This window comes from Acetobacter pasteurianus subsp. pasteurianus LMG 1262 = NBRC 106471, assembly GCF_000285275.1.
Lineage (GTDB): Bacteria > Pseudomonadota > Alphaproteobacteria > Acetobacterales > Acetobacteraceae > Acetobacter > Acetobacter pasteurianus.
On sequence record NZ_CADO01000014.1, the window covers coordinates 1 to 26,411 of the forward strand.

Annotated in this window: 24 protein-coding genes and 1 pseudogene; 10 read left to right on the forward strand and 15 right to left on the reverse strand. The window is 57.4% G+C overall.

The genetic code is table 11. The annotated features are described in order from the left end of the window. Positions 1 to 114 precede the first annotated feature (114 nt). The 8 genes and pseudogenes from APA10_RS04220 (at position 115) to murA (ending at position 8,818) form a co-directional block, all read left to right on the forward strand. Entirely contained in the window at positions 115 to 768 is a 654-nt protein-coding gene (locus APA10_RS04220; protein ID WP_003624952.1) for an ABC transporter substrate-binding protein, read from the forward strand. An 80-nt stretch (positions 769 to 848) separates the two neighbouring features. Beyond that, on the forward strand, positions 849 to 2,018 hold the full coding sequence (gene hpnI, locus APA10_RS04225) for a bacteriohopanetetrol glucosamine biosynthesis glycosyltransferase HpnI (RefSeq protein WP_003630035.1): 1,170 nt from the start codon (positions 849 to 851) through the stop codon (positions 2,016 to 2,018). 132 nt (positions 2,019 to 2,150) lie between these two features. Beyond that, on the forward strand, positions 2,151 to 3,581 hold the full coding sequence (gene hpnJ, locus APA10_RS04230; protein ID WP_012812448.1) for a hopanoid biosynthesis associated radical SAM protein HpnJ: 1,431 nt from the start codon (positions 2,151 to 2,153) through the stop codon (positions 3,579 to 3,581). Between the two features lie 99 nt (positions 3,582 to 3,680). Continuing rightward, on the forward strand, positions 3,681 to 4,568 hold the full coding sequence (gene hpnK / locus APA10_RS04235; protein WP_003630033.1) for a hopanoid biosynthesis-associated protein HpnK: 888 nt from the start codon (positions 3,681 to 3,683) through the stop codon (positions 4,566 to 4,568). Positions 4,569 to 4,856: 288 nt separating this feature from the next. Next, a pseudogene (locus APA10_RS04240) lies at positions 4,857 to 6,665 on the forward strand (carbohydrate porin). A 106-nt stretch (positions 6,666 to 6,771) separates the two neighbouring features. After that, positions 6,772 to 7,002, forward strand: a complete 231-nt coding sequence (locus APA10_RS04245; RefSeq protein WP_003624963.1) for a hypothetical protein — start codon at positions 6,772 to 6,774, stop codon at positions 7,000 to 7,002. Further along, positions 6,993 to 7,547: a dCTP deaminase gene (gene dcd / locus APA10_RS04250; RefSeq protein ID WP_012812446.1), complete on the forward strand. Its 555-nt coding sequence runs from the start codon at positions 6,993 to 6,995 to the stop codon at positions 7,545 to 7,547. The genes APA10_RS04245 and dcd overlap by 10 nt, the downstream gene beginning before the upstream one ends. 8 nt (positions 7,548 to 7,555) lie before the next feature. Continuing rightward, positions 7,556 to 8,818, forward strand: a complete 1,263-nt coding sequence (murA, locus tag APA10_RS04255) for a UDP-N-acetylglucosamine 1-carboxyvinyltransferase (RefSeq protein WP_003630030.1) — start codon at positions 7,556 to 7,558, stop codon at positions 8,816 to 8,818. A 65-nt stretch (positions 8,819 to 8,883) separates the two neighbouring features. Here the strand turns inward: murA and APA10_RS04260 are convergent, their stop codons facing one another. The 7 genes from APA10_RS04260 to budA all read right to left on the reverse strand — a co-directional run bounded on the left by APA10_RS04260 (position 8,884) and on the right by budA (position 17,442). Next, positions 8,884 to 9,888, reverse strand: a complete 1,005-nt coding sequence (locus tag APA10_RS04260) for a DMT family transporter (RefSeq protein WP_003624969.1) — start codon at positions 9,886 to 9,888, stop codon at positions 8,884 to 8,886. 190 nt (positions 9,889 to 10,078) lie between these two features. Continuing rightward, the gene (locus APA10_RS04265) at positions 10,079 to 10,669 is read right to left on the reverse strand and encodes a LutC/YkgG family protein (protein WP_003624971.1); all 591 of its coding nucleotides are present in this window, start codon (positions 10,667 to 10,669) and stop codon (positions 10,079 to 10,081) included. Next, on the reverse strand, positions 10,666 to 12,069 hold the full coding sequence (locus APA10_RS04270) for a lactate utilization protein B (protein ID WP_003624973.1): 1,404 nt from the start codon (positions 12,067 to 12,069) through the stop codon (positions 10,666 to 10,668). Before APA10_RS04270 ends, APA10_RS04265 begins: the two co-directional genes overlap by 4 nt. After that, the gene (locus APA10_RS04275; protein WP_035365903.1) at positions 12,066 to 12,809 is read right to left on the reverse strand and encodes a (Fe-S)-binding protein; all 744 of its coding nucleotides are present in this window, start codon (positions 12,807 to 12,809) and stop codon (positions 12,066 to 12,068) included. The genes APA10_RS04270 and APA10_RS04275 overlap by 4 nt, the downstream gene beginning before the upstream one ends. 31 nt (positions 12,810 to 12,840) lie before the next feature. Further along, complete coding sequence (locus APA10_RS04280) at positions 12,841 to 14,535, reverse strand: thiamine pyrophosphate-dependent enzyme (RefSeq protein ID WP_003624976.1); 1,695 nt, start codon at positions 14,533 to 14,535, stop codon at positions 12,841 to 12,843. A 330-nt stretch (positions 14,536 to 14,865) separates the two neighbouring features. Beyond that, positions 14,866 to 16,554, reverse strand: coding sequence for an acetolactate synthase AlsS (gene alsS, locus APA10_RS04290; protein WP_035362371.1), 1,689 nt, complete (start codon positions 16,552 to 16,554; stop codon positions 14,866 to 14,868). Positions 16,555 to 16,635: 81 nt separating this feature from the next. Beyond that, positions 16,636 to 17,442: an acetolactate decarboxylase gene (budA, locus tag APA10_RS04295; RefSeq protein WP_003624984.1), complete on the reverse strand. Its 807-nt coding sequence runs from the start codon at positions 17,440 to 17,442 to the stop codon at positions 16,636 to 16,638. A gap of 96 nt (positions 17,443 to 17,538) precedes the next feature. Here budA and APA10_RS04300 point away from each other — a divergent pair, with 96 nt between their 5' ends. Continuing rightward, positions 17,539 to 18,480 carry a LysR family transcriptional regulator gene (locus tag APA10_RS04300; RefSeq protein ID WP_035365910.1) on the forward strand — a complete coding sequence of 314 codons (942 nt, stop codon included), beginning with the start codon at positions 17,539 to 17,541 and terminating at the stop codon, positions 18,478 to 18,480. A 5-nt stretch (positions 18,481 to 18,485) separates the two neighbouring features. Here APA10_RS04300 and APA10_RS04305 read toward each other — a convergent pair whose 3' ends face one another. From APA10_RS04305 to APA10_RS04340, 8 genes are all read right to left on the reverse strand, one after another. Continuing rightward, complete coding sequence (locus tag APA10_RS04305; RefSeq protein WP_003630021.1) at positions 18,486 to 19,364, reverse strand: sulfurtransferase; 879 nt, start codon at positions 19,362 to 19,364, stop codon at positions 18,486 to 18,488. 111 nt (positions 19,365 to 19,475) lie between these two features. After that, on the reverse strand, positions 19,476 to 19,931 hold the full coding sequence (locus tag APA10_RS04310) for a 23S rRNA (pseudouridine(1915)-N(3))-methyltransferase RlmH (protein WP_003630020.1): 456 nt from the start codon (positions 19,929 to 19,931) through the stop codon (positions 19,476 to 19,478). Positions 19,932 to 19,986: 55 nt separating this feature from the next. Continuing rightward, positions 19,987 to 20,448 (reverse strand): ribosome silencing factor, encoded by a 462-nt coding sequence (gene rsfS / locus APA10_RS04315; protein ID WP_003624991.1) that lies wholly within the window; start codon positions 20,446 to 20,448, stop codon positions 19,987 to 19,989. A gap of 95 nt (positions 20,449 to 20,543) precedes the next feature. After that, positions 20,544 to 21,236: a nicotinate-nucleotide adenylyltransferase gene (locus APA10_RS04320; RefSeq protein ID WP_003630018.1), complete on the reverse strand. Its 693-nt coding sequence runs from the start codon at positions 21,234 to 21,236 to the stop codon at positions 20,544 to 20,546. A 38-nt stretch (positions 21,237 to 21,274) separates the two neighbouring features. Next, positions 21,275 to 22,600, reverse strand: a complete 1,326-nt coding sequence (locus tag APA10_RS04325) for a glutamate-5-semialdehyde dehydrogenase (protein ID WP_003630016.1) — start codon at positions 22,598 to 22,600, stop codon at positions 21,275 to 21,277. 84 nt (positions 22,601 to 22,684) lie between these two features. Continuing rightward, the gene (ychF, locus tag APA10_RS04330) at positions 22,685 to 23,779 is read right to left on the reverse strand and encodes a redox-regulated ATPase YchF (protein ID WP_003625000.1); all 1,095 of its coding nucleotides are present in this window, start codon (positions 23,777 to 23,779) and stop codon (positions 22,685 to 22,687) included. Next, the gene (gene pth, locus APA10_RS04335; protein ID WP_003625001.1) at positions 23,779 to 24,360 is read right to left on the reverse strand and encodes an aminoacyl-tRNA hydrolase; all 582 of its coding nucleotides are present in this window, start codon (positions 24,358 to 24,360) and stop codon (positions 23,779 to 23,781) included. Before pth ends, ychF begins: the two co-directional genes overlap by 1 nt. A gap of 96 nt (positions 24,361 to 24,456) precedes the next feature. Continuing rightward, positions 24,457 to 25,071 (reverse strand): 50S ribosomal protein L25/general stress protein Ctc, encoded by a 615-nt coding sequence (locus APA10_RS04340; protein ID WP_003625004.1) that lies wholly within the window; start codon positions 25,069 to 25,071, stop codon positions 24,457 to 24,459. A gap of 161 nt (positions 25,072 to 25,232) precedes the next feature. Here APA10_RS04340 and APA10_RS04345 point away from each other — a divergent pair, with 161 nt between their 5' ends. Beyond that, a complete protein-coding gene (locus APA10_RS04345; RefSeq protein WP_003630014.1) occupies positions 25,233 to 26,300 on the forward strand; it encodes a threonine aldolase family protein in 1,068 nt (355 codons plus the stop codon). Positions 26,301 to 26,411: the final 111 nt, after the last annotated feature.

Consider the following 26,411-nt stretch of genomic DNA (forward strand, 5'->3'; position numbering starts at 1 on the left):
GAGGCCGGTCTCTCCGCTCCGCACATCGTCGGAACCGCTCTAAGCGCGTTGGGCATCGGTGACATGCTCGAAGCGACCTTGCCAAACCGCGCAACCGGGACAAAATCTTAAGCCATGAAACGCTTTTCTATTCGTGCAGGCCTTGTGTTTGGTATGACCATGGCCCTCCTTCCGGTTGCTGGCGCTGGCATTTCCGCTCCGGCAGCTTTTGCCCAGTCTGCTCCGGCAAGCGCCGTAAGCGCGCCTATCCAGACGCTGTATAAAGCGCTGGATCAGGTTCAGAACGCGCACAGCAGCTTTGCTGATCGCAGCCAGATGGTTGCGGGTGCAGTGGATCAGGCTTACGACCTTGAAGCCGTGCTGAAAGCCTCTGTTGGCCTGCGCTATGATAGCCTGAGCCCGAGCGACAAGCAGAACCTGCTGGCAGCGTTCCGCAACTTTACCATTGCGCGCTATGTCTCCAGCTTTAAGCCCGGTTCTGGCGCACGCTTCACCGTTTCTCCGTCTGTTACGGACGCGCCTGCTGGCGGCGGCAAGATTGTAGAAACCCATATCGGGTCTGATGACAGCATGCCTGGCACGGCTGTAAGCTACATCATGCACAACGAAGGTGGTGCATGGAAAATTACCGATGTGCTGCTCAGCGATTCCCGCATCAGTCAGGCGGCTGCCCAGCGGTCTGACTTCAGCTCCACGCTGAATTCTGGCGGCGTGCAGGGCCTGATTAACGTGCTGAACCGCAAGGTTCAGAGCTACTCCAAAGATTAAGCAGAAGCGAGAAGCAGTATCGTGCGCCGCAGCGGAAAGAAAACAGCGCCCCGACGGGGCCATAAAACGGTTGAGGTGTAATGTCCGCCTTTCCGTTTCTAGCTGCGGCCAGCGCGGTGCTGGCTGTTACCGGCTGCGTGCAATCTGCTTTGGGGGCGGGCCTTCTGGCCCGTTTCCGCCGCAAGGAGCACAAGCCGGTTGTTCTTGAAAACCACCCACCCATTACGGTTTTAAAGCCGCTTTATGGCTCTGAGCCCCTGCTGGAAGAAGCTCTGGAAAGCTTTTGCACGCAGGATTACCCAGAAGTGCAGATACTGTTTGGCGTGCGCGATGCAGATGATCCGGCCATAGCCATTGTGCGCCGCCTGCAAGAACGCCACCCCGAACTGGATATGGATCTGGTAGTTAACCCCGTGCTGCACGGGCTAAACCGCAAGATCAGCAACCTTATGAATATCCTGCCGCAGGCCAAGCACGATATTCTGGTTATTTCCGATTCTGATATTCATGTCAGCCCGGATTATCTTCAACATATCGTGGCTGGGCTGAACAAACCCAACACGGGGCTGGTTACCACCCTGTATGCGGGGCTGCCTGCCAAGCATACCGTGGTGCAGATGCTGGCGGCTTGCCAGATCAACCACAACTTCCTGCCCGGCGTGATTCTTTCCCGCTATCTGGGCCGGCAAGACTGCCTGGGCGCCACCATGGCCCTGCGGCGTGAAACGCTGGAACAGGTGGGTGGGCTGGAAGCCCTGCTGCCGCATGTGGCGGATGATGCCCTGCTGGGCCGTCTGGTGCGCCAGTTAGGCATGGATATTACCATTGCCGACTGCCTAACATGGACCACCATTGCCGAATCCAGTTTTACAGAATTGTTAAAACATGAGCTCAGATGGGGCCGCACAGTCTGCACGCTTGCACCGGCGGGCTATGCGGCCTCTTCAATCCAGCTTCCACTGTTCTGGGCTACGCTTGTGGTGTTGTTCCAACCCCATGCTGCGTGGACACTCCCTTTTTTCTGGGGGGTATGGGGCTTTCGCTGCCTTACCGCGTTAATGATAGACCGCACCGTGGGGTCTCGCCCGCTGTGGCCGCTTCTGCTTTTGCCTGTGCGGGACTGGCTTTCCGCCGCCATTATGGTGGGCAGCGCATCCGGCACGGAAGTGCACTGGCGGGGGCAAACCATGCATGTGGCCCCGCACCCGGTTGGGCCGCCTTCATCTGGTGGTCTTTCCGCCAGACAGTAAGCCCGGCGCACGCAACACTTGCCTTATGCTAACAGCCCAGAGTAAATCCCTCAGCTAAATGACCATGGAAGCCTTGCAGACCGCTTTTTTGCCGGCTCCAACCGCTTCACGCCCTTGTCAGGATAAAAACCGATGACGATGAGAACACTTTTCCTGCAGCCCCCGACTTTTGACGGTTTTGATGGTGGCGCAGGCTCGCGCTATCAGGCACGGCGCGAAATCAAATCCTTCTGGTATCCGACATGGCTGGCCCAGCCCGCTGCAATGGTTGAAGGCAGCCGCCTGATTGATGCACCGCCCGCCGGCATTGGCATGGAACCAATTCTGGAAGACGTTAAAAACCGCGATCTGGTTATTCTGCACACCTCCACCCCATCCTTCGCCAAGGATGTGGAAGTGGCGCAGATGCTTAAAGACGTGAACCCCAACCTGAAGATCGGGATGGTGGGCGCAAAGGTTGCTGTTCAGCCAGAAGAAAGCCTGCTGAAGGGTGCGCCGATTGATTTTGTGGCCCGCAATGAATTTGATTACACAATCAAGGAAATTGCCGAAGGCCGTGACTTCAAGGACGTAGACGGCATTACGTGGCGCAACAAGGATGGTGAAATCATCACCAACCGTGACCGCGCCATGATTGAAGACATGGACAGCCTACCCTTCGTGACCGAAGTGTACAAGCGGGACCTGCGCATTGAGGACTACTTTATTGGGTACCTCATGCACCCCTACATTTCCATTTACACGGGCCGTGGCTGTAAATCTCGCTGCACGTTCTGCCTGTGGCCGCAAACGGTGGGTGGCCATCGCTACCGCACACGCAGCCCGCAGCACGTTGCGGCTGAAATCCGTCTGGCCAAGCAGTACTTCCCGCAGGTGAAAGAGTTCTTCTTTGATGATGACACCTTCACCGATGACCTGCCGCGTGCAGAAGCCATTGCGCGTGAACTGGGCAAGCTGGGTGTAACGTGGTCCTGTAACGCAAAGGCCAATGTGCCGCGCGAAACACTGAAAGTACTGCGTGATAACGGCCTGCGCCTGCTTCTGGTTGGGTATGAAAGCGGCAACCAGCAGATCCTTCATAACATCAAGAAGGGTATGCGCGTTGAAGTGGCGCGTGAGTTCACCAAGAACTGCCACGAACTTGGTATTAAAATCCACGGCACCTTCATTCTGGGTCTGCCGGGGGAAACCAAGGAAACCATTCAGGAAACCATCCGCTTCGCGCAGGAAATCAACCCGCACACGTTGCAGGTTTCCTTGGCGGCTCCGTATCCGGGCACGGCCCTGCACAAGCAGGCCACGGAAAACGGCTGGCTGGATGAAACCAACGCAGAACTGCTGGATGATAACGGCGTGCAGATTGCACCGCTGCATTACCCGCACCTGTCCCACACGGAAATCTTCAACAGCGTGGAAGACTTCTACAAGAAGTTCTACTTCCGCGCGCCCAAGATTGCCTCCATCCTGGGTGAAATGGTGCGTTCTCCGCAGATGATGAAACGCCGCCTGCGTGAAGGCGTGGAATTCTTCCAGTTCCTTAAAAACCGTAAGGACGCTGCGTAACCTACGCATGCCACATGGGCGGGGGCAAAATGCCTCCGCCCATGACATTTCCCCCCTGCCGGTGCTAGATACTGCCGGAGCAAGATCAGGGGTTCTGTTATGAAACGCGCCATTATCTCTGCCGATGATTTCGGCATGTCTGTTGAAGTGAATGAGGCAATCGAACTTGCCCATCGCAATGGCCTGCTTTCAACAGCCAGCCTCATGGTTGCGGGTGAGGCTGTAGATGACGCCATAGAACGCGCCAAACGCCTGCCTACCCTTAATGTTGGCCTGCACCTTGTGGTGATAGAAGGCCCCGCTGTTCTGCCCCACACCAGCCTGCCACTTATTACCCAGCCTGATGGATGGTTTTCATCCTCGCAATTTGGCTTGGGGGTGGATTACTTCTTCCGCCCTGAAGGACGGAGAGAACTGGAAGCCGAAATTACCGCCCAGTTTGAAGCCTTCCGCCGCACCGGCCTGCGGCTGGACCACGCCAATGCCCACAAACACATGCACCTACACCCCACGGTGGGGCACCTGCTTGTCACCATTGGCAAACGCTATGGGCTCAATGCCGTGCGCGTGCCGCTGGAACCGCCCGAACCCCTTTACGCCGCTGGCACCTATACAGATACGCTGGGTGATGCCGCCCTCCGCCGCTGGACAAGCCTTTTGCGCCATCAGGCCCATGCCGCAGGCATGAAAACAAATGACTGGTGCTTTGGGCTGGCATGGAGCGGCCACATGACAACAGACCGCGTGGCCGCGCTGGCCGCGCATCTGCCCGAAGGTGTTTCTGAAATCTACTTCCACCCCGCCACACATAAAAACGCCCTGCTGAAAAGGCTGATGCCTACGTATGAGCAGGAAGCCGAGTTCAAAGCTTTGTGTTCTCCGGGCTTTCGGGCCGGGCTGGAACATGCCCATGCGCAGCTTTGCGGCTGGCAGGATTTAGAGATGCCGCAGGACAATGTACCACCTGTTGCAAAATTACCGTTATAACAAAAAATACATCTCGTTATTGGCTTTTATTTCATTATTAGCCTATTTTAGGAAATATTATTACAAATGCCAGCTTGACCACACACATCGCTTCTGTTTGTGATGAGGGGCCAACAACCAAAAACAACAATAATGGTTTGTCCCATGCCTTTCATCTTCAGCTCTCGTGCTTTGCGTTCATCCGCTGCCTTTGCGCTAAAAGGTGAATTGTCCACCTATCTGCGCTGGCTCACCATGCTGCCTTAAACAGACAGGCAAGCTCTGCGGAGCTTTTTCCTCACCAGCATTGTGGTCAACATTTCCGACACTCATGATTTTGCGGGAAGCGGAATGACTTTTTTAAAAACATGCCGCCATAAAGCGGAGCATGATATGCCCGGGCGTGCATTTCCTACCGCCCTTTCTGCGCTGCTTGCAGGTTGCGCGGCTGTTGTATTGCCCGTTGGCGCACACAATGCGGCACAGGCGCAAAGCACAACCACATCTCCGCTTACGGCCCAAACGGCCGTGGCACCTGTATCCGATGCGATTATAACACCCGGAGCCAACAAGGTACACGCAGGCCCCGCACAGGCGGGCCGCCCGCTGGATGCCGAATCCCTCGGCCCGGACCTTAACGCCATTCGGCGCCCACCCAACACGCCTATCCCGCCCAGCGGTGTGCCTGTTCTGCCGTTTCCCGGTATGGCCACCATGAGCGTGCAGCCTGTGGGCCCATCGGGCGCGATGCCTCGGCCTTTCATAAGGTGGAGCTGGATTCCATTCTGGCCACAGAAAGGCCCTTCACGCATATTGCCCCCCAATCTGGATGCACTGCGAGATACGGATTTGAATGATCCGTACTACGTGCCCACGGCGGGGTCTGGCGCGCTTATTCCGCAGCTCAGCCCATTCCGAAACCGACTGCGTGAAAAAGGCTTTACCTTTTCCTTTACCTATAAGGGCGAAGCCAACGGCCTGTTTGCCGGTGGCCGACCGGGGGAAAAAGGCACCAGCTACGTGCATGAACTCACCCTTCAGGCCATTTTCGATCTGGGCAAAATGGACCCCAGACTGGGCGGGTGGTCTGTGCATACGCTGGTGATGGAACGTGCCGGCAAGGCCATTCAGGGCCCGCGCGTGGGCGAATCCTACGTTGGCTTGCAGGAAGTGTATTCTCTTTCCGGCAACGTGGTGGCCCATCTGGTGGACCTGTATGCCGAAAAGAAATTCCGCAACAACACGCTGGATGTCATTTTCGGGCGTATGTCGCTCACCCATGTGTTTGCTACATCGCCTCTGCTCTGCTCGTTCATGGTGACGTGTTCTGCGCCTGTGGCCATCAAGCAGAATCCGGGCATGAGCGTGTATCCAAAAGCCACATGGGGGGCGCGCATCCGCTTCCGCCCCACATGGGATACGGCTATCCAGATAGGCGCGTATTCTGTGGGCGCGTTGAACGAAAACCCCTCCGGCTGGGCATGGGGCGCGGAACACGCCACCGGTATTTCCCTGCCCATCGAATTTACGTGGCAGCCCTTTTTAACGCGCAACCGCCTGCCGGGGCATTACGTGCTGGGCTATGCGCATGATACCACGCGCTATGCCGATAAAATTGGCTCGGCCCTGCCCAGTGCTGTTGCCGCACAGGTGCCCGGCGCACGTTCTGCCCCGTCTGACATGTTCTGGCTGGAAGCAGACCAGATGGTGTACCGCCTTGGTGGCCGTAACATGATGGCCGGTGGCTACCTGATGGGCGGCTACATCCATGTGACCCCGCGCGCCGTTAATGTGTCTGACCAGTTGTATGGCGGCATCTCCCTCGTGGGGGTGATTCCCTCACGCATGACAGACCGGTTGGGCATGATGTTCTCATGGTACAAGGTCAGCAACCGGCGGCGGCAGAGTGAGCAGCTTGCGCTGGATGGCGGATACGGCCTGCCAAGTGGTGTGTATGGCGTGCAGCATTCGTCTGACGTGATCGAGGCCTATTACGGTATTGATGCCCTGCCCGGCCTGCTGGTGCAGCCAGAGTTCCAGTATATGATTCACCCCGGTGAAACACATAAAATCCGCAATGCGGGCATGATGGGCCTTAAGGTTATTGCCAACCTCTAGCAGGTTTTGCCCATACGCATGCAGTCTGCCCTAGTCAGGGCAGGCTGCCTCTGCTAGTCAGCCTGTCGAACGTTTAACCTACGCGACTGGCCTGCTGCATACCGGCATGACTGATACGCCCGAAAACACATCTTCCGGCCCCCGCCTTTCCTCTAAAGCGGAAGCTGCCCGCGCCGAGCGTATGGCCCGGCAGGCTGCGGCGCTGCGTGCCAATTTGCGCCGCCGCAAGGAACAGGCACGCACCCGGCAGGACTCAACAGATTCTGCCACCCCCACCAGTTCTGAACCCGGCGCACAAAACCGCCACCCTACCGGAGAAGACAAGACATGCCCGTGATGCCAGATACATGGATCCGCCAGATGGCTCAGGACCACGGCATGATTGAACCGTTTGTGGAAAACCAGAAGCGCGAAGGCGTTATTTCCTACGGTCTTTCCTCCTACGGGTATGATGCCCGCGTGGCGGATGATTTCCGTATTTTTACGGATGTAAACAACGCCATTGTGGACCCCAAGAACTTCAGCCCAGATGGCTTTGTTTCCCGCCGGGCCGATGTGTGCATTATTCCGCCCAACAGCTTTGTGCTGGCACATACTATTGAATACTTCCGTATCCCGCGTGATGTACTGGTGGTGTGCTTGGGCAAATCCACCTATGCGCGCTGCGGCATTATCGTCAACGTCACCCCTTTAGAGCCAGAATGGGAAGGACAGGTGACGATCGAGATCAGCAACACAACGCCCCTGCCCGCACGCATTTATGCCAATGAAGGCATCTGCCAGTTCCTGTTCTTCAAGGGTGAAAGCCCGTGTGAAGTCAGCTACGCAGATCGTGCTGGCAAATATATGGGCCAGCGTGGCGTTGCCACCCCGCGGATGTAAGAAAGACCATGGATCGTTTCATCATCCGGGGCGGACGCCCCCTGCACGGCGAAATTACTATTGGCGGTGCCAAGAACGCAGGCCTGAAACTGCTGGTGGCCGGGCTGCTGACATCTGAACGGCTGGTGCTTTCCAACGTGCCGCGCATTGCCGATATTGGCACCATGCGCGCCCTGCTGCGCCAGCATGGGTTGGAAGTGGAAGACGTAAAAGGTGATGGTTCCACCATTTCCGTTGGCGGTGACATTACCAACACCGAAGCACCGTATGACATTGTTTCCAAAATGCGCGCTTCCATTCTGGTGCTTGGGCCCCTGCTGGCACGCTGCCATGAAGCACGCGTTTCCCTGCCCGGTGGGTGTGCCATTGGCACGCGCCCGGTGGATATGCATCTTCGGGGGCTGGAAACTCTGGGCGCGGAAATTACGCTGGAAAACGGCTACATCAACGCCAAGGCCCCCAAAGGGTTGAAGGGCGAGCGGGTTATTCTGCCGTTTGCCTCTGTTGGGGCCACGGAAAATATCATGATGGCCGCCACCCTTGCCAAAGGGCGCACGGAAATTGTGAATGCCGCGCGTGAGCCGGAAATGGTGGATCTGGCCAACTGCCTGAACGCCATGGGCGCACGTATTTCTGGCGCTGGCACCGGCACCATTACCATTGATGGTGTAGAAGCCCTGCACGGTGCCCACCACCGCATTATGCCAGACCGTATTGAATGCGGCACCTATGCCTGCGCCGCCGCCATTACGGGGGGTGACCTGCGCCTGATTGATGGGCATGTGGACCATCTGGGCGCTGTGGTGCGCGCGCTGGAAGAAACCGGCGTGGAAGTGACGCAGGAAGGCAACGCCATGCGTGTACGCCGCACCGGTGCGCTGCGTGGCATTGATATCATGACAGAACCCTACCCCGGTTTCCCCACAGATATGCAGGCCCAGTTCATGGCCCTGCTTTCCGTGGCCGAAGGGGCCTCCATGATTACGGAAACCATTTTTGAAAACCGTTTCATGCATGTGCCGGAGCTTAACCGCATGGGCGCACGCATTAACGTGCATGGATCTTCCGCCATTATCCGCGGCGTGCACAGCCTTTCTGGCGCACCTGTTATGGCGACTGATCTGCGGGCATCTTTCTCACTCATTCTGGCAGGGCTTGCCGCGCATGGGGAAACCATCCTCAGCCGCGTGTACCACCTGGACCGGGGGTATGAGGCTGTGGAACGCAAACTGGCCGCCTGTGGCGCACAGATTGAGCGCGTGCGGGACTAAAACCAGCTTACAGCATAGCGTTGTAAAAACGGGTGGTGGCAGCAATGCCCCACCCGTTTTTGTATTCAGGCCTCGGGGGCTGTTTCCTCGCTTACGGCAAAGCCAATCAGGCCGCCCATAACGGCAATAAGGCCCACGTAATCTGCCATTCCCAATGAAATACTGCCCAGCAGCAGGGCTTCTCCCGCCAATGTAAACCCAACCTCTCCCGCCTGTGTGGCATCGACTGCGGCAATCAGATACGGATCTGATGAAAGGTTGCGAGCATAGGTAAACAGTGGTGTGGCCAAGCAGCCTGCAAACAGCGCAATCAGGCCCGTGGATGTTATCTGCCCCATATCTGGCAATGGGGGGCGCACCACTACCAATAGCCCCGCAAAAAACGGCAGGGCGCCGAGTGTCATCAACAAAACAGCGGCCAGTGGATCTCGCAACAGTGCAGCATGCGGCCCGGCCTGATGCCGGAACCGATTAAGCAACTGGTTGCCTATAGGGTAACAGAACGCCGCCACCAGCAACGGCACCACGCCAGAGACAATTTGTGCCAATGGCACGCCAGATTCCAACCGCCCTGCATTGAGAATAACAATGCCGGCAAAAATCAGCACCAGAAACGCCACACCGCGTAAGGGCACCTTGCCACCAAAGGCCCATAGCACCACAGGCGTGGCCAGAATGGTGCTTTGCCACGTGGCTGCAACTATCCAGCCGGGCGCATGATTGGCCGCAAAGCAGCAGCACGCGTAAAAGGCACCATACCCAATGCCGCCCGCCACCAGCCAGAAACGCAGCTTTTGCCAGAACAGGTGCCAGATTGCCCCTACCCAGCGCGGGCCTTTGGCCACAAAGCCCCACACCAACAGCAGCAAAGCGGTTTCAATATACCGGAGTGCGGCACTCCACACCCAGTGCCCGCCATGCAGGCTGATGGACCTGTTGAGCACAAAGGTGACAGAAAACAACGCCGAGGCCACCAGCCCCAACCCGATAAGCCGAGGTGCCCCCGTGCCACCATGCTGTATATCTGCGCCTGCCAGAATGGGCGCTGCTGCTGTGTTTTTCTCCACCATATCCGCGCCCCTGTTTTATCCTCACACCACGCTTTTCAACCATGAACAGGCAAAGCCTGCCCTTTATTCTGTGCGATGTGTTAACGAATAATACAAGAGCACACCCCCTGCTGCGCGCATACAAAAAAGCCGGAGCAGGCTGATCCCCGCTCCGGCTTTTGAAGAAACGCTCTTTTCAGGCTGGTAGGGTTTAGTCTTCCCACCACACGGAAAGCGTGCGCACGCCCTGTGCACCACGCACCAGAACACCCTGAATATCCGCCGTAGCGGAAGGCCCGCTCATCAGCACGCCGTAATTGGCGGTGTGGAATTCGGGGCGGTCCATATAGGCGGTGTGCATGTTTGCGGTCAGATTCTTGGGGGAAAGAATGACCACAATATGCTGCGTGAGATGCGCTGCGGAGTTCAGGTTATTCAACTGCGCTTCGCTCAGATAGATGGAGCCCATTTCGGCAATACCGAAAGGTGAGCGCACCACCAGCACATCCACCGAGGCCGCCTGCTGTGGGGAATCCAGATCTTCAATCCGGATTGTGCCTTCAAAATCCGGCACGGCAGAGCAGATCACCTTGGAATCCGGAAAGGTGCGGGCAATAGCCGTTGCCAGCGTATCGTTTTCCTGCCGTTCCAGAACCTGGCCACCAATAATTTGCAGGCTGTTTTCAAAACGCGCCTTGCCTGCATCCATATCCCCCAATTTGGCAACGGGGGGCAGCGGATGGGCGTTGGGGTCTGGGCGATTATCCCGCAAACGGGCTAGAATGGCATCGCGCGAGCTCATGCTTTTTCCCCTTCCTTCTGCTTGTTCAGGCGGTTTTTCTTGTACCAACTGTTGAAGGTGGTTTTGACGGGGTGCGGCAGTTCACGGTGCTTGCCCCACGGGTTCAGCCAGTTATACAGCACAAAACGTGGCATGGTGCTCAGCGCCACTTCCGTGCCGTTAATGGCTGCGCGGTACAGCTTGGGCTGGCCCATAAGCTTGCCCGCCATATGCATGATCTCACGTTTTACAAACGGCAGTTCATGATGTTCGGCCAGCACGCGCCGCCATTTGTAAAGCTGCTCGTGAATGTTGATCTTGACCGGGCACACATTGGTGCAGCTTCCGTTCATGGTGGAAGCAAACGGCAGCGTGCTGTATTTGCGCTCGTTAAAGGTGGGGTCAATAATTGCGCCAATCGGGCCGGAATATACGGCACCGTAGGACAGACCACCGGAACGACGATACACCGGGCAGGTGTTCATACACGCACCGCAGCGAATACACTTCAGCGATGTCCAGAAATCCTGCATGCCAAGGCGGTGTGAGCGGCCATTATCCACCAGCACAACATGCATTTCACTACCCTTCTGCGGGCCACGGAAATGCGTGGTGTACTGCGTAATGGGGGAGCCCAGCGCACTGCGGGAAAGCAGGCGGATAAACACACCCATATCCGCCATACGCGGCACAAGGCGTTCGATCCCGATAGTGGCAATATGCAGCCCCGGCACCGTAGCGCTTAGGTCCGCATTGCCTTCATTGGTGCAGACAACGAAGGAGCCTGTTTCTGCCACAACAAAGTTGCCACCTGTCATGCCTGCATCGGCAGACAGAATAACCGGGCGCGCGGCCAGACGCTGCTGCCATGCCAAAGACTGCGCGCTGTTGTCGTTCGGGTCTGTGTGATAGTGCTCGGCAAAAATCTTGGCCACGTCTGGTATCAGCTTATGCACGGCTGGCACCACAATGTGGCTGGGCATCTGGTTATCAAGCTGCTGAATACGTTCACCAAGGTCTGTCTCGGTAACCGTAACGCCGCGCGGTTCCAGATATTCGCGCATCTGGCATTCTTCGGTCACCATCGACTTACTTTTGATAAGCGATTTGGCGCCGTGTTTTTCCAGAATTTCGCCAACTATGCGGTTATGTTCCGCACCATCGGCTGCCCAGTGAACGTGAATACCGTTCTTTTTGGCGTTGGCTTCAAACTGCTCCAGATATTCGGGCAGGTTGGCCAGCGTGTGTTCCTTGATCTGCGAGGCACGGGTGCGCAGTTCCTGCCATTCCGGCAGAATGTGCATCTGCTCATCACGCTTCTGGCGCAAGTCCCACAGGCGTTCATCATGAAAGCTTTCATGCGCAACGTCTTCAATGAACTCTTCCGCCGCCTTGGCGTGGTTGACTGGTTTGACCTTCATTCCCGTGCTCCATTCAGAATTTCAGCAATGTGAATGAAGCGGATGGGAACCCCGGCCCGTTCCGCACACCCTTGCTGATGCATCATGCAGGACGTATCGGCAGAAACAATGTATTCCGCCCCGGCTTTGTGGTGATCGGTGACCTTATCCACGCCCATTTTGGCGGAAACGGCTTCTTCCGTAACCGAGAAGGTGCCACCAAAACCGCAGCATTCATCAGGCCGTTTGGGGTGGGCGAAGGAAATGCCCTTCACCTTGGAAAGCAGATCCATCGGTTTGGAGAAGAAAGGTTCACCCAGTTCAGACATGCTGGCCGTACGCAGGGCGCGCAAAGTGCCGCAGCTGTTGTGCAGGCCCACCTTGTGCGGGAATTCCGCCCAAGGGAAATTATCCACCTTCAGCACATCGTGCAGGAATTCTACCAGCTCAAAGGTGTTTTCACGCACATGCCGCACTTCATCCGTTTGCGGAATGGCATCAAAGTTGTCCCGCACATGGTGGGTACAACTGCCAGATGGCATGACAATGGCATCGTATTTGGCAAAGAGTTTGACAAACAGCGCCTCAGCAGAGGCAGCATCCCGGTTACAGCCTGAATTGGCCATTGGCTGGCCGCAGCAGGTTTGTTCCATAGGGTATTCTACAGCCTGGCCCAGCTTTTCCAGCAGCTCCAGCGTGGCAACCCCTGCGTTTGGATAAAACGCATCTATGTAACAGGGAATAAACAACCCGATTTTCATACGCACCCCCGGTTTTTGCAGCCAGACACTCTCAGCCCGCTGCAATCATAATTTCAACAAGCGTGGGGCCATCGGTCGCTAATGCTGCTTCCAGCGTGGGCGCAATATCCGCCGCCCGCGTTACTCTGCTGGAAGGCACCCCCATGGACCGGGCCAGAGCCTGATAGTCTATTTGTGGATCAACAATATCCATTGCAGGATATTTCCCCTCCTGCGCAGAGATATAGTTGTTTTGCTGCCGCATGAAGTTCTTGAGCACGTTGTACTCGCGATTGTTCATCACAACAAAAGTAACGGGCAGCTTTTCGTGTGCGGCTGTCCACAAAGCCTGTGGGGAATACAGGGCTGCCCCATCCCCCACCAGTGAGACAACTCTATCCCGCCCAAGGCCAAGTGAGGCCCCAACAGCCGCAGGCATGCCCCAGCCCAGTGCGCCCCCCCGCAGGAAGGAATACTGTGCAGACCATGCACTTTCTAAAAACAACCGAACATCGGATGAAGTGGCAATGGCCTCATCCACAATGGCAATATCCGGGCCAATGGCACGCACCGTTTCCCATGCCGCAACGCGGGGGGAGATAACGGCATCTGCCGGATGAGCCAGCACCTCGGCCACAGCCTGCGCACGCTGCGCGCGGCGAGCTTCCGCCACCTTCTGGCCCGATGCCGCATAGGCAGCACGCTGCGGGGCCGCCGCCTTTTGCAGCATGGGCAACAACGCCTGCAAGGATGCGCGAATATCCCCCACTACGGAAAGCGGCGTCCAGAACGTGCGGCCCAGATCCCGCACATCGGAAGACATCTGATACACCGCGCAAGATGGCGGCAGGGCCGGGCCTTCTGTGTACAGAATGGTGATGAGGGATTTGCCACCCAATGCGAAAATGGCATCGTATCCGCTTAGCTTTTCCGCAATGCCGGTGGCCTGTGTGGGCAGGTTGCCGCACCACAGCGGATGCGCCGTGGCAAACGGAATGCGCGATGGCCATGATGAGCCATAAACCGGCGCACCCAAGCACTCTGCCACAGCCGCAACTTCATCTGCGGCATCTGAGGCATACACCTCATCCCCCGCAATAATGGCCACCTTGCCGGGGCGCAGGGCTGTAAGAGCTTGCGCCAGTTCTGGCAGCCCACCCGCCACAGCCTGACGGTTGATATTGGAGGGCTCTCCAATATCAACGCTGCTCATTTCTTCCATCACATCCATGGGGAGTGACAGAAACACCGGCCCTGTGGGGGCTGCGGTGGAATCATGAAAAGCGCGGCGCAATAAAACAGGAAGCTGATCTGCATGGGCCACTTCCTGCGCCCATTTTACGGCGGGGCGGGCAATCTGCACCAGATCACCAAACAGAAGTGGATCAGAAATAGTGTGGCGGGAATCCTGCTGCCCGGCCGTAACCACCAATGGGGTTTGGGAAACACTGGCATTGAGCAGATTGCCCATGCCGTGGCCCAAACCACCTGCCGTATGCAGGTTTAAAAAAGCCGGTTTGCGGGCAGCCTGTGCGTAGCCATCTGCCATGGCCACCACGCTGGCTTCCTGAAGGCCCAGCACGTAATGCACGTTGGGCACTTCCAGCAGAGCATCTATCAGCGGCAGTTCCGTAGTACCGGGGTTGCCGAATATGTATTCAACCCCTTCGCTGCGCAGCACTTCCAGCAAAACCGCTGCACCGCGCCGGGTTTTGCCGCCTGCTGTTTCTACAGATGTTACTGCCATTACGCCTGCCCCCTATTCTGCCGTTTTGGCAAGTGTGCCACAGCCTGCGCATTGGCACACTGCGCCATTGCCCAACTGTATATACACTTTGCACGACTGAAAGGATTTGTTCATTCCCCTACCCTGATAGACTGGCAGAAATATGCAGGGGAATTCACAATAAGGCAGAGTATGAACATCTGCTTTGCTGGCCCGGATTTCTGTCATGCTGTGCTGCCCTTTCTGGCAGCCTGAACTGCTACGCCGCTTGTTATAACAAAATGGAGCATTTTGCAAAACAGGCGGCGCGCACATCAGCAAAAAAATCTGGCCTGCGTTTTTTGCGCAGCTTTACGCTGCGGCACTCGTTTCACCCAATTGAGCCAGCGGCTGCATGAGCAGATGGTTGTGGGAGTAATCAACCGGCACGGCAATAACCACCGGGCCTTCTACATCCATGGCCGTACGCAGGGCCTGACGCACTTCGTCTTCCGTAGTGGCGTTAATGCCCGTTGCGCCGCAGGCTTCTGCATATTTTGCAAAATCAATGGGGCCAAAGTTCACGCCGGAACCACGGCCATATTTCTTCTGCTCCTGCATTTCCACCATGTTGTAGGCTTCATCAATCCAGACCATGTGGATCAGGTTGCACTTCAGGCGCACAGCCGTTTCCAGTTCCATGCTGGACATCATGAACCCACCATCACCAGAGATGGACAGCACTTTCTGCGCCGGGTTCAGCAGGCTTGCGGCAATACCCCACGGCAGGCCTACGCCCATTGTCTGCTGACCATTGCTGATAAGCACCTGACGCGCCCGGAAGGACAGCAGATAACGTGCCAGCCAGATATGGAAGGTGCCCATATCCAGGCACAGTGTCATATCCGGGGTTACAAACTGTTCCAGTTCACGCACGATCTGGAGCGGATGCACGGCGTTGTTGCTGGTGCTGCGGGCTTCCAGCAGCGCGGTGGTGCGGGCCTTTTTGTAGCCTTCCAGAACAGCTTCCAGTTCTGAAGCACGGGCCAGCTTGCCTGCATCTTTTGCCAGCACTGTCAGCGTTGGTGCAATTTCACCAATCAGTTCAATAGCCGGAACGTAGGCGTTATCCAGTTCTGCAGGAACGATATCCACGTTGATGATCTTGCGGTCATCATTCACGTTCCACAGCCACGGATCATATTCCACCGGGTTGTAGCCGATAGCCACAACAACATCGGCTTCGTGCAGAAGCTGATCACCATGCTGGTTACGGAACAGGCCAACGCGGCCACCAAAACGGTCCACCAGATCTTCAGAAACCGCACCAGCAGCCTGATAGGTGCCCACAACCGGCACGCCGGTTTCTTTTACAAAAGCGCGCACGCCATCTGCCACATCCGGGCGGCTGGCCAGCATGCCCAGCAGAACCACGGGGCGCTTGGCATTTTTCAGCATGGTTGCGGCTTCTGCAATCACATCAGCCGGGGCACCGCCAACGCGCGGCAGCGGACGGCCAGCCAGAACCGGTGCATGTGCTGGCATGGAAAGCACATCCATAGGCGTGCTTACAAAAGCAGCACCGGGGCGGCCACCTTCTGCAAAGCGGAAAGCGTTGGCCATGACTTCAGAAATCGCAACCGGAGTTGTCAGCTCAACACTGTATTTGGTGATGGGCTTGAACAGGTTGACCGTATCCATGGTCTGGTGCGTCAGCTTCAGGCGGTCTGCCAGCTTTACGGCGCCACCAATGGCCAGCACCGGGTCGCCTTCGGAATTGGCGGTGGCAAGGCCGGTTACAAAGTTGGAGGCACCGGGGCCGGATGTAGCAATGCACACGCCTGCCTTACCTGTAAGACGGCCAAGGCCACCTGCAATAAAGGCTGCGTTCTGTTCATGCCGCGTAACAACGGTGGTGATGGAGGAATCCACCAGCGCATCAAACAGACGGTCTACCTTAGCACCCGGAATACCGAACACGTGCTTGACGCCGTGGGCTTCCAGATTTTTGACAATAAGCTCCGCACCGCACTGAGCGGCGTTGTCTGCCGGATTGGTCATTTCAGTTCTGTCCTGCAAAAACTGGGCTGCCAGAAAGCTGTTTTTCAGCAACCCCGTTAAAAATGTTCAGCGAATGGAGGCTCAGCCGCCTTCAGCAATACGGATGGCTTCGCTCAGGCTTTCGGGGTTCAGATCAGCCTTGGCGAACTGTTCCGTACGGGGCAGCTGAATTTCCAGATCGGAAATGGAAGCCACTTCCAGCTTACCGCGCACAAGGCGATATTCCGTAACATGCCCGCCACGTTTGCTATCTTCAGAAAGGAAGTGCAGGTGGTAGCCCGCAACATTCACGCCCTGCATGTAAACCGGGGTGCGGAAGCCGATCATGGTGCCCATAACGTTTTCCATGGTGCAGGTGGGCTGCTTTTTCACCACTTCCAGCATGTGCGGATACGGCTTGCACTGGCAGAACACCGTGCGGGTATCAACGCGCTGGAATTCACCCGTAAAGCGTACGGCACCAAACAGGTTGGGGTTACCAAGCAGGCTGTCCACCAGCTCTTCAAACGTTTCCTTGGTTTTGGGGGAATCGATGGTAACCGTTTTTTCCGGTTCAAAATAAGTTACGCAGGCAAAAGGCGTTTTAAGAGAACCGGGCACTTCTGCGGCCAGACCTTCTGCACGGAACTGGCGCACAACGCCGTCCGTCACAATCATTTCGCCATCAAGGGCGTTGAATGTGCCAAGGCCGAAGTTACCGTGCTGGAGCAGTTCATCCAGCGTGGTTTCACCATCGTACACCGCATCCAGCAGGGCAGCCATGGTGGAGGTCTGGTACAAACGGTTTGCAACAGGCTTTTTCAGCACGCCGTTGCCAAGGGCAGAAGAGCGGACATCCATGTCCATCACCGACTGTTTTTTCATGCTGCAATACTCCCACAAACGCATGGTGGTTTAAGTTCGTTTCGCACGCACGTTATAACAGTGGAAACCAGTCTTCCAATATATATTGAACACGTTATCCATATGTATTACATATACCATATGGATATCAGGCACCTGCGCTACTTCGTAACCGTTGCCGAGCATGGCAGCATTACCCATGCCGCAGAGGCACTGGGTATTGAGCAACCTCCACTCAGCCAGCAAATCCGCCAGCTTGAGCGTAATTTGGGCGTGACGCTGTTTGAGCGGCAGACTCGGGGCATGAAGCTGACAGAAATTGGCGAAGTGCTTTTGCCCCGCGCCCGCACCATTCTGGATTTGCAGGCCCAGTTTCTTTCCACGGCAGAAGGTCTGGCGCGGGGGGAAAGAGGGCATATTCGCGTAGGGCTAGCCGGGGCTGTGCCGCTGTTACCGGTTATTCCGCTCACCATCCGCCGGTTTCGGGAAATGGCGCCCGATGTCACGCTTTCTCTGGAAGAAAGCAACACCCCTGCCCTTTGTGCGGCGCTGCACGAACCCAGCGTGGATATTGCCATTATCCGCCCGCCGTTTACCGATCCCTCACGCCTCTCGGTTTTTCACTTGCTGGATGAACCCACGGTTATCGCTCTGCCTCGTGGCCACAGGCTGGCCAAGGAACCGGTGATCAGTCTGGATATGGTGGCGGATGACCCGCTGATTATCTTCCCGCGTGAACTAGGCCCAGGCTTTCATGATGCCATTCTCTCGGCTTATCAGCTTGCGGGCGTTACCCCCACAATGGGCCAGCAGGCTCCGCAAATTGCGGGCACCGTGCCTTTGGTGGCGGCGGGGCTTGGGGTTTCTGTTGTGCCGCGCTCACTCAGCCAGATTCATGCTGGCGGGGTGACGTTTCATGCCATTAGTGAACCCGCACCCCGCGCCACATTGGCTGTTGCCATCCGCACCGGGCAGAACATGCCGCTGGTTACGCGGTTTGTAACGGTGTTGCGCACGGCCTGCCGCAAGTGGGAGCAGCGCCAGCATGACACCGCCCCCTTTGCAGATTCGGAAAACCTCTAACCGCCTCAGCCCTGCTGCGGGCGATACGGCACAGAAGCCCGCGGCACACCATCTTCTATGGGCATATCTGCATGGCGAGACCACTCGTTCCATGATCCCATATAGATGCGCAGCTTGGTAAACCCGGCAGAAGCCAGCGCCACATAGGTGTTGGCAGCGCGTGCGCCTTTGAAGCAGTAGATAATGATATCATCATCCGGGTACAGGTTGCGTGTGGCTGCCAGAGCCCGAATTTCTTCTGGCGTTTTAAAGCGTGCTTCCTGATCCTGCGTGTGCATGAAGCTATACCACTCAATCCACACAGCACCGGGAATACGCCCTTTGCGCGGCGCAAAATCCACCCCGTAAGGTGATGAGCTTTCACCCAACCATTCCACCTTGTCGCGGTTATCCAGCAGCTTGATGGACGGGTTGGTAAGGGCCGCAAACACATCTTCCCGCGTGGCCATCAGCGCGTGGTTGATAGAGAGCGGAAACTGCGTGGGTGCTGGGTGCGTGACATCCTGCGTCAACGTGCCGCCAGAGGCCTGCCACGCCCGCAACCCGCCATCCAGAATACCCACCTTGGGGTAACCCAGATACTGCAAGATCCAGTATCCACGGCAGGACGCGCCATAACGTGTATGCAGGGCATCTTCATACACAACCGCTGTTTTGCTGCCATCCAGACCGTATTGCGCAAACAGCGATGAAAACTTCTGTTGCAGGCTGGCCAGCCCGCTTTCTGATGTTTCTGCCAGATAGGTAAAAATATCCGGCATGTTCACGGCACCGGGAATATGCCCTTTGGCAAAATCTTCTTCCGAACGCACATCTATCAGAACGGCGTTGCCAGTGTGCTGCAACTGCCGCAGGGCATCCGGAGTGTAGAGAACGTCTGTCATGTATCTTCAGTCCGGTCTGTTCAGGAAAGGCCGGACGCTATCAGGTCTGCACCCATGCAGGCAGACCCTGTGGTTCACTGCCGCCATGCCATAAAAGCAGTCAGCAGCCCCTTATGGCCGCCCGGAACGATGATACGGATGCCCCGCCGCAATGGCCTGCACGCGGTAGATTTGCTCCACCAACATAATCCGCACCAACATATGCGGCCATGTGAGTGTGCCAAAGGACATGGAGGCATCGGCCCGCTGGATAACCGAGGCATCCAGCCCCTCCGCCCCGCCAATAACAAAGCAGGGGGTGCGGCCAGCCGTGAGCCAGCCTTGCACGGCATTGGAAAACTCCGGGCTGCTGAAATTGCGCCCGGCTTCATCCAGCACCACAACATGGCTTTGCGCGGGGCAGGCTGCCAGAATGGCTTGTGCCTCGCGCCGTTTGATTTCATCCGGGCTGCCGCGCCCATCTGGCAGCTCTATAATCTCCAACTTGGGGCGCAGGCGCTTGAGGTACCGTTCCACCAGCGCCCGCTCGGATTTATCCTTCATACGCCCAATGGCCACCAACCTCATGCCGGTGTGCCCATACGCACTGAAAAATCAGGGAACAACATCATGAACAAGTGGATTACAGGCGGGTCACGTTGCCTTCTGCGCCTTCATCCAGTTCCTTGCCCCACATTTTTTCCAGACCATACAGCGTGCGTGCTTCCGGCTTGAACAGATGCACCACAATATCGCCCGTATCCAGCAACACCCAGTCGGACCCGTTGGCGCCTTCCACCATTACGCGCTTAATGCCGATATCACGCAGCTTGCGTTCAATATGCTGCGCCATGGCGGAAATCTGACGGTCTGCCAGACCTGTGGCAATCACCATCCTATCTGCAAATGAGGCACGGCCAGCAAGGTCGATCACCACAATGTCTTCGGCCTTGTCATCTTCAAGGCTGGCAGTGATGAGCGCCAGAGATTGCTCCAGCATATCCGGGGCCACGGCTTCGCGCTTGGTGGTGGCCTTGGGGCCAGCCGCAGCGGCTTTTTTACGCACGGAACCGGGGGCAGCAGCGCCGGCTGTGGTGGCACGCACAGGTGCGGCCCGCCCTTTGGTGGACGTGGTGGCCGTGCGGGAACGTGCTGATGTTTCGGCGGGGGGCTTGGTAGGAATGACCGTTCTCCTGATCTCTAAAGCGTATCGGGGGTATGGGGTTGGCCTGCAGCGGCATTGAATCCGCCCTGCTGACGAATAGCTGTTGCAGATATACTGTTTTGTGCCCCCGGAAGAAAAGCCCACACGGGGGGAGAAAGTTCCGCAAGGGCATGTGCGCGCCATGCAGGCACCCGCCAGCGGGCCAGATACCGCCCGGCAAGCCCATGCAAGGCCCGCGCATTTTGCCCCGGACGGGGGAAAACCGCCACTGGTACGCTGTGCACAAGCTGCCGCCAGTTTTTCCAGCGCGGCAGGGTGGCCAGACCATCTGCACCCATCAGCCACACAAACCGCGCGCGCGGAAAGCGCGTTTGCAGCACCCGCACTGTATCCACCGTATAACGTGTGCCGATTCGGCTTTCGATATCCGTGGCAATAATGCGCCGCCCATCTGCCAGTTGGCGGGCCGTGGCCAAGCGTGCAGGCAAGGCCGCCATATCTGAGCGCCCGGCTTTAAGCGGGTTACCGGGTGAAACCATAAGCCACACCTGATCCAACCCCAGCACCGCCAGCGCACGCCGCGCAATGGCCTGATGCCCTTTATGGCCGGGATTAAAAGACCCACCCAAAAGCCCGATACGCAGGCACCTGTTATCCCCCCAGGTGGGAATAACAGTGCCACGCGCACTGGGCTTTGCAGCCGAATGTGGTTGGAAAGTTACCGGCACCTACGCGCCCCGTGCAATCGGCTGCATGGCCGCAAAAATCAGGGACGCACCTGCCCGGTGCCAATCACTTCGTAACGGAAGGTGGTCAACTGCTCTACGCCCACCGGGCCGCGCGCATGGAAGCGGCCCGTGGCGATGCCAATTTCCGCACCAAAGCCGAACTCACCACCATCACAGAACTGGGTGGAGGCATTCCACATCACCACAGCGCTGGAAACACCGTTCATGAACCGTATGGCCATGTTTTCATCAGCCGTCACAATGGCTTCTGTGTGGGAAGAACCATACTGTGCGATATGGTCCAACGCTTCATCCACACCATCCACCACGGCAATGTTCAGAACCGCATCCAGCCATTCTGTGGCAAAGTCTTTTGCCGTTGCAGCGGGCAGATCGGGCACAATGGCGCGTGCGGCGGCATCGGCCTTAAAGGTGCAGCCTTTTTCTGCCAGATCCGCCACAATTTGCGGCAGCAGCGCAGAGGCAATGGCGGCATCCATCAGCAGCGTTTCGGTAGAACCGCAAATACCGGTGCGGCGCATTTTGGCGTTGAGCACAATGCGGCGCGCCATGGCAAAATCTGCCGCAGAATGAATATAGGTGTGGCACAGCCCTTCAGCATGGGCCAGCACAGGCACGCGGGCCTCGCGCTGCACACGTTCGACCAATGAACGCCCACCACGCGGAATGATCAGATCAATCAGGCCAGACGCCGTGAGCATTTCCGCCACATGGGCGCGGTTGGCATCTGGGGCAATCAGCACGGCATCTTCCGGCAAACCGGCAGAGCGTAATCCGGCCTGCATGGCGGCGTGAATGGCACGTGCGCTGTTCAGGCTTTCAGATCCCCCACGCAGCAGCACGGCATTACCGGATTTAATGCACAACCCGGCAGCATCCGCCCCCACATTGGGCCGGCTTTCATAAATCATGCCGATAACACCCACAGGGGTGGCAACGCGGCGGATGCGCAGGCCGTTAGGGCGTGTCCATTCCTCCAGCACACGGCCTACGGGGTCTGGCAGATCTGCTATTTCCTCCAGACCACGGGCCATGGCTTCCACCCGTTCGGGCGTGAGGGTAAGCCGATCACGGAACGCATCGTTAGCGGTGGAAGCGGCAAGATCCTGCGCATTAGCTTCCAGAATGGCTGGAGTAGCCTCACGCAAAGCCGCAGCGGCGGCCCACAGGGCTTTATCCCGCGTGGCGGAAGAACTTTGCGCCAGTGTGCGGGCCGCCAGCCGGGCACGATGGGCCAAGGCGGCCATTGCCCCCTGCCCCTGTGCCTGCGCTGGAACATCCTGCACGGGATTGGCCGAAGCCGTTGTAACCCCTTGCAGCTTACTCTCACCCTCCGCGTTCATAACGGCGTTCCTATCTCCATCTTTCTATCTGGCCTGCCGGTGGTGGCAGGCCATCAAGCTGTCATTTGTGGTTGTGCGTGGCTGTTAGACGTTAAAGCGGAACAGCAGCACATCACCATCCTGCACCACGTAATCTCGCCCTTCAATACGCAGGCGGCCTGCTTCCTTGGCGCCGGCTTCCCCACCATACTGAACGTAATCATCATACGCGACAGTTTCACATGCAATGAAGCCGCGTTCAAAATCATTGTGAATAACGGCAGCAGCCTGCGGGGCCTTGGTGCCTGCGGTAATTGTCCAGGCGCGGGCTTCCTTGGGGCCTACGGTAAAGTAGGTGCACAGGCCCAAAAGTTTGTAGCCAGCGGCAATAACCCTATCCAGCCCGCTATCATTCAGGCCCAGACCTTCCAGAAATTCGCGCCGTTCTTCATTTTCAAGCTGGCTGACTTCGGCTTCAATCGCGGCAGACACAATAACGGCAGCAGCACCTTCTGCCGCAGCCTTGGCCTGCACCTGTTCCGAGAACTTGTTGCCAGTTGCAGCCGAGTCTTCATCCACGTTGCACACATACAGCACCGGCTTGGTGGTGAGCAGTTGTAGGCGGCGCACGGCTTCTTCTTCCCCTGCCGGAATGGCGGTGCGGGCCGGGCGGCCTTCACGCAGTGCTTCCATCAGCGGTGCCATAACGGCAAGCTGGGCTGTGGCTTCGGCATCCCGGTTGCGGGCGCGCTTTTCCAGATTGGGCAGACGTTTTTCCAGCGAATCCAGATCCGCCAGCATCAGCTCCGTTTCAATAATGTCGGCATCACGCACGGGGTCCACGCCGCCTTCAACGTGGGTGATGTCATCATCTTCAAAGCAGCGCAGCACATGGATAATGGCGTCCACTTCACGGATGTTGGCCAAAAACTGGTTGCCCAGCCCTTCACCCTTGGAGGCACCGCGCACAAGGCCAGCAATATCTACAAACTCAAGGCTGGTGGGCACTTCGCGCTGCGATTTGCCAATTTCCACCAGCTTGTCCAGCCGGGGGTCTGGCACAGCCACGCGGCCTGTATTGGGCTCGATCGTGCAGAACGGATAGTTGGCTGCCTGCGCCGTGGCCGTGGCCGTAAGCGCGTTGAACAGCGTGGATTTACCCACATTGGGTAGCCCGACAATACCGCAGTTAAAACCCATCAGCCCTTGCTCCCTTCCGGCAGTGCAACCTTTGTCATGAACTGGTCTGCCCGCCCATCTGCCAACAGGGGGGCGGCATCGGCCATGCGATCAAGCAGCCGTTCCAGCCATTCCTGCCGGTCTGTTTCCGTAAAATTGCCCAGCACCCAGCCGTGCACCCGTTCCTTGGCGCCGGGGTGGCCAATGCCTATGCGCACACGCCAATATTCTGGCGTGCCCAACATTTTATCTGTAGAGCGCAAACCGTTATGCCCCGCGGCCCCTCCCCCACGCTTTATGCGCAGGCGGCCCGGTGCCAGATCCAGCTCATCATGAAAAACGGTAATATTTTCGGGTGCAATTTTATAAAAAGCGGCGGCTTCCTGCACGCTTTCACCCGATTTGTTCATATAGGTCATGGGCAACAGCAGCAGAACTTTCTGCCCACCTATGCGGCCTTCTGCAACCTCGCCCTTAAAGCGGTTGCGCCATGGCGTGAACCCGTACTTACGGGCAATGGCTTCCACCGCCATAAAGCCAACATTATGCCGGTGCCGACGCATGGAGGATTCGGGATTGCCCAACCCGACCCAGAGCAGCATTGCTGATTCCACCTAACGTTATGAACAGCACAGGGGGCACGCGCATCTGCACGCACCCCCATGCCTAATAAACAACCCGAATAAACCGGCTTCCGATCAGGAAGCGGCTTCTTCCGTAGCTTCTGCTGCGCCTTCGGTGGTGTCCACGCTAGGTGCTGCAATGGAAGCCACAACAAAGTTTTCTTCGTGGGTCAGCGGGGTTACGCCTTCGGTGCCCTGCACATCTTCCCAACGCACGTTGTCCGCAATGTCCAGCTTGGACAGGTCAACCGTGAAGAATTCAGGAATGTTGTCTGCCGGCACGTCCACTTCAATGGTGTGGCGCACAACGTTCAGCACACCGCCACGCTTGATGCCGGGGCATGTTTCTTCGTTTTCGAAGTGAACAGACACTTCAACATGCACGCGAGAACCAGCGGCCAGACGCAGGAAGTCAACGTGAACAGGGGAATCCTTCACCGGGTGCAGCTGCACGTCACGCACCAGAGCGCGTTCTGCCTTGCCGTCAACCTTGATTTCATACACGCGAGAGCGCCAGCCAGATGTCTGAATGCCCTTAACGATAATGCGGGGGTCGATAGCAATAAGGGTGGGTTCCTGCTTGCCGCCGTAGATAACGCCGGGAACAAGCCCTGCACGCCTCGTTGCCCGCGCTGCCCCCTTACCAGCCTTCGCGCGCGCCGAAGCTTCGATAGATGTAATCTTGGACACGTTGACTTCTCCATAAAAAACTTAATCACGCAGGCCTCCAGGGGTGCCCACGCAGTGGCAGCGCCTTACAGCAAAAGCTGTGCAGGAGCAAGGTATAGCTTGCGCTACAAGGCGGCCTTTGGCACCTGTTGCCCCACAAGCCCCTGCCGGAGAAGCCGCTTATGCCCCTGCCGCAAACCACCACGCCCCCGCAACAGTTTGGCAGTGATAACTATGCCGGCCTGTGCCCGCAGGCGCTGGAAGCCATAAGCCGCGCGGCCAAGGGGTCCACCCCCGCATATGGGGATGATGCCTGGACACGCCTTGCCGCCAAGGCCGTGGCAGATGTGTTTGAAGCGCCTGATGCCGCAGTGTTTTTTGTGCTCACCGGCACCGCAGCCAATGCGCTGGCGCTGGCAACATTGTGCCCACCCTATTGCAGCATTATTGCCTCGGAAGTGGCACATGCCGAAACATCCGAACGCGGCGCACCAGAATTTTTTACCGGCGGCGCCAAATTGATAACGCCCCCCACCCCAGATGGTAAGCTTACGCCAGAAGCCATAAAACTGGCCGCCCGCCGCGCCAGCAGCCCGCGGGCTTCCACCCCCGCAGTGGTAACCATTACGCAACCCACAGAAAACGGGCTTGTGTATTCGGTGGATGAGATTCGGGCCATTGCCAATGCCTGCCATGATCACGGCTTGCGGCTGCATATGGATGGCGCACGCTTTGCCAACGCCGTTGCCACATTGGGCTGCACACCTGCGGCCATGACATGGCAATCCGGCGTGGATGTCCTGAGCTTTGGTGGCACCAAAAACGGCATGGCCATGGGGGAAGCCGTGGTGTTTTTTAAACGCAGCATGGCCCAGGGTTTTGCCGAACGTGCCAGACAGAGCGGGCAAACAGCCTCTAAAATGCGTTTTCTCTCCGCCCCGTGGCTGGCCATGATCCACAGTGGCGCATGGCTGGATAACGCGCGCCACGCCAATGCCAGCGCACGCCAATTTGCACAGGCGGTAGAGGATATTCCCTCCATCAAACTGGCATGGCCCGTGCAATCCAACGCCGTGTTTTTGCTGATGCCTGAACCTGTGATGAACGAATTGCGGGCCCGTGGCTGGCGCTTTTACACGTTTTTTGGGGGTATCTGCCGCTTTATGTTTGCATGGGATGCACGGCCAGAAGCCATTGCCGCTCTGGCAGCGGATTTACGCAGCTGCGTGCGCGGGCAAGGTGCCTTATAAGACGTAAGATATACAGTGCGGCCTTGACATAAGCGCTGCTCCCCTGCTTCCTCCGGGCACAACGGAATCATTGCCAAAAACCGCCCCTGCTGCAACGCCGGGCCAGATTTC

Coding starts and splice junctions, on each gene's coding strand:
- hpnK (WP_003630033.1), top strand. CDS start 3,681: ATGAAACGCGCCATTATCTCTGCCGATGATTTCGGCATGTCTGTTGAA.
- APA10_RS04245 (WP_003624963.1), top strand. CDS start 6,772: ATGACTGATACGCCCGAAAACACATCTTCCGGCCCCCGCCTTTCCTCT.
- APA10_RS04300 (WP_035365910.1), top strand. CDS start 17,539: ATGGATATCAGGCACCTGCGCTACTTCGTAACCGTTGCCGAGCATGGC.
- hpnJ (WP_012812448.1), top strand. CDS start 2,151: ATGACGATGAGAACACTTTTCCTGCAGCCCCCGACTTTTGACGGTTTT.
- APA10_RS04220 (WP_003624952.1), top strand. CDS start 115: ATGAAACGCTTTTCTATTCGTGCAGGCCTTGTGTTTGGTATGACCATG.
- APA10_RS04325 (WP_003630016.1), bottom strand. CDS start 22,600: ATGAACGCGGAGGGTGAGAGTAAGCTGCAAGGGGTTACAACGGCTTCG.
- APA10_RS04260 (WP_003624969.1), bottom strand. CDS start 9,888: ATGGTGGAGAAAAACACAGCAGCAGCGCCCATTCTGGCAGGCGCAGAT.
- APA10_RS04270 (WP_003624973.1), bottom strand. CDS start 12,069: ATGAAGGTCAAACCAGTCAACCACGCCAAGGCGGCGGAAGAGTTCATT.
- budA (WP_003624984.1), bottom strand. CDS start 17,442: ATGCGTTTGTGGGAGTATTGCAGCATGAAAAAACAGTCGGTGATGGAC.
- APA10_RS04345 (WP_003630014.1), top strand. CDS start 25,233: ATGCCCCTGCCGCAAACCACCACGCCCCCGCAACAGTTTGGCAGTGAT.
- APA10_RS04280 (WP_003624976.1), bottom strand. CDS start 14,535: ATGGCAGTAACATCTGTAGAAACAGCAGGCGGCAAAACCCGGCGCGGT.
- APA10_RS04275 (WP_035365903.1), bottom strand. CDS start 12,809: ATGAAAATCGGGTTGTTTATTCCCTGTTACATAGATGCGTTTTATCCA.
- murA (WP_003630030.1), top strand. CDS start 7,556: ATGGATCGTTTCATCATCCGGGGCGGACGCCCCCTGCACGGCGAAATT.
- ychF (WP_003625000.1), bottom strand. CDS start 23,779: ATGGGTTTTAACTGCGGTATTGTCGGGCTACCCAATGTGGGTAAATCC.
- APA10_RS04305 (WP_003630021.1), bottom strand. CDS start 19,364: ATGACAGACGTTCTCTACACTCCGGATGCCCTGCGGCAGTTGCAGCAC.
- APA10_RS04310 (WP_003630020.1), bottom strand. CDS start 19,931: ATGAGGTTGGTGGCCATTGGGCGTATGAAGGATAAATCCGAGCGGGCG.
- pth (WP_003625001.1), bottom strand. CDS start 24,360: ATGCTGCTCTGGGTCGGGTTGGGCAATCCCGAATCCTCCATGCGTCGG.
- APA10_RS04265 (WP_003624971.1), bottom strand. CDS start 10,669: ATGAGCTCGCGCGATGCCATTCTAGCCCGTTTGCGGGATAATCGCCCA.
- hpnI (WP_003630035.1), top strand. CDS start 849: ATGTCCGCCTTTCCGTTTCTAGCTGCGGCCAGCGCGGTGCTGGCTGTT.
- alsS (WP_035362371.1), bottom strand. CDS start 16,554: ATGACCAATCCGGCAGACAACGCCGCTCAGTGCGGTGCGGAGCTTATT.
- dcd (WP_012812446.1), top strand. CDS start 6,993: ATGCCCGTGATGCCAGATACATGGATCCGCCAGATGGCTCAGGACCAC.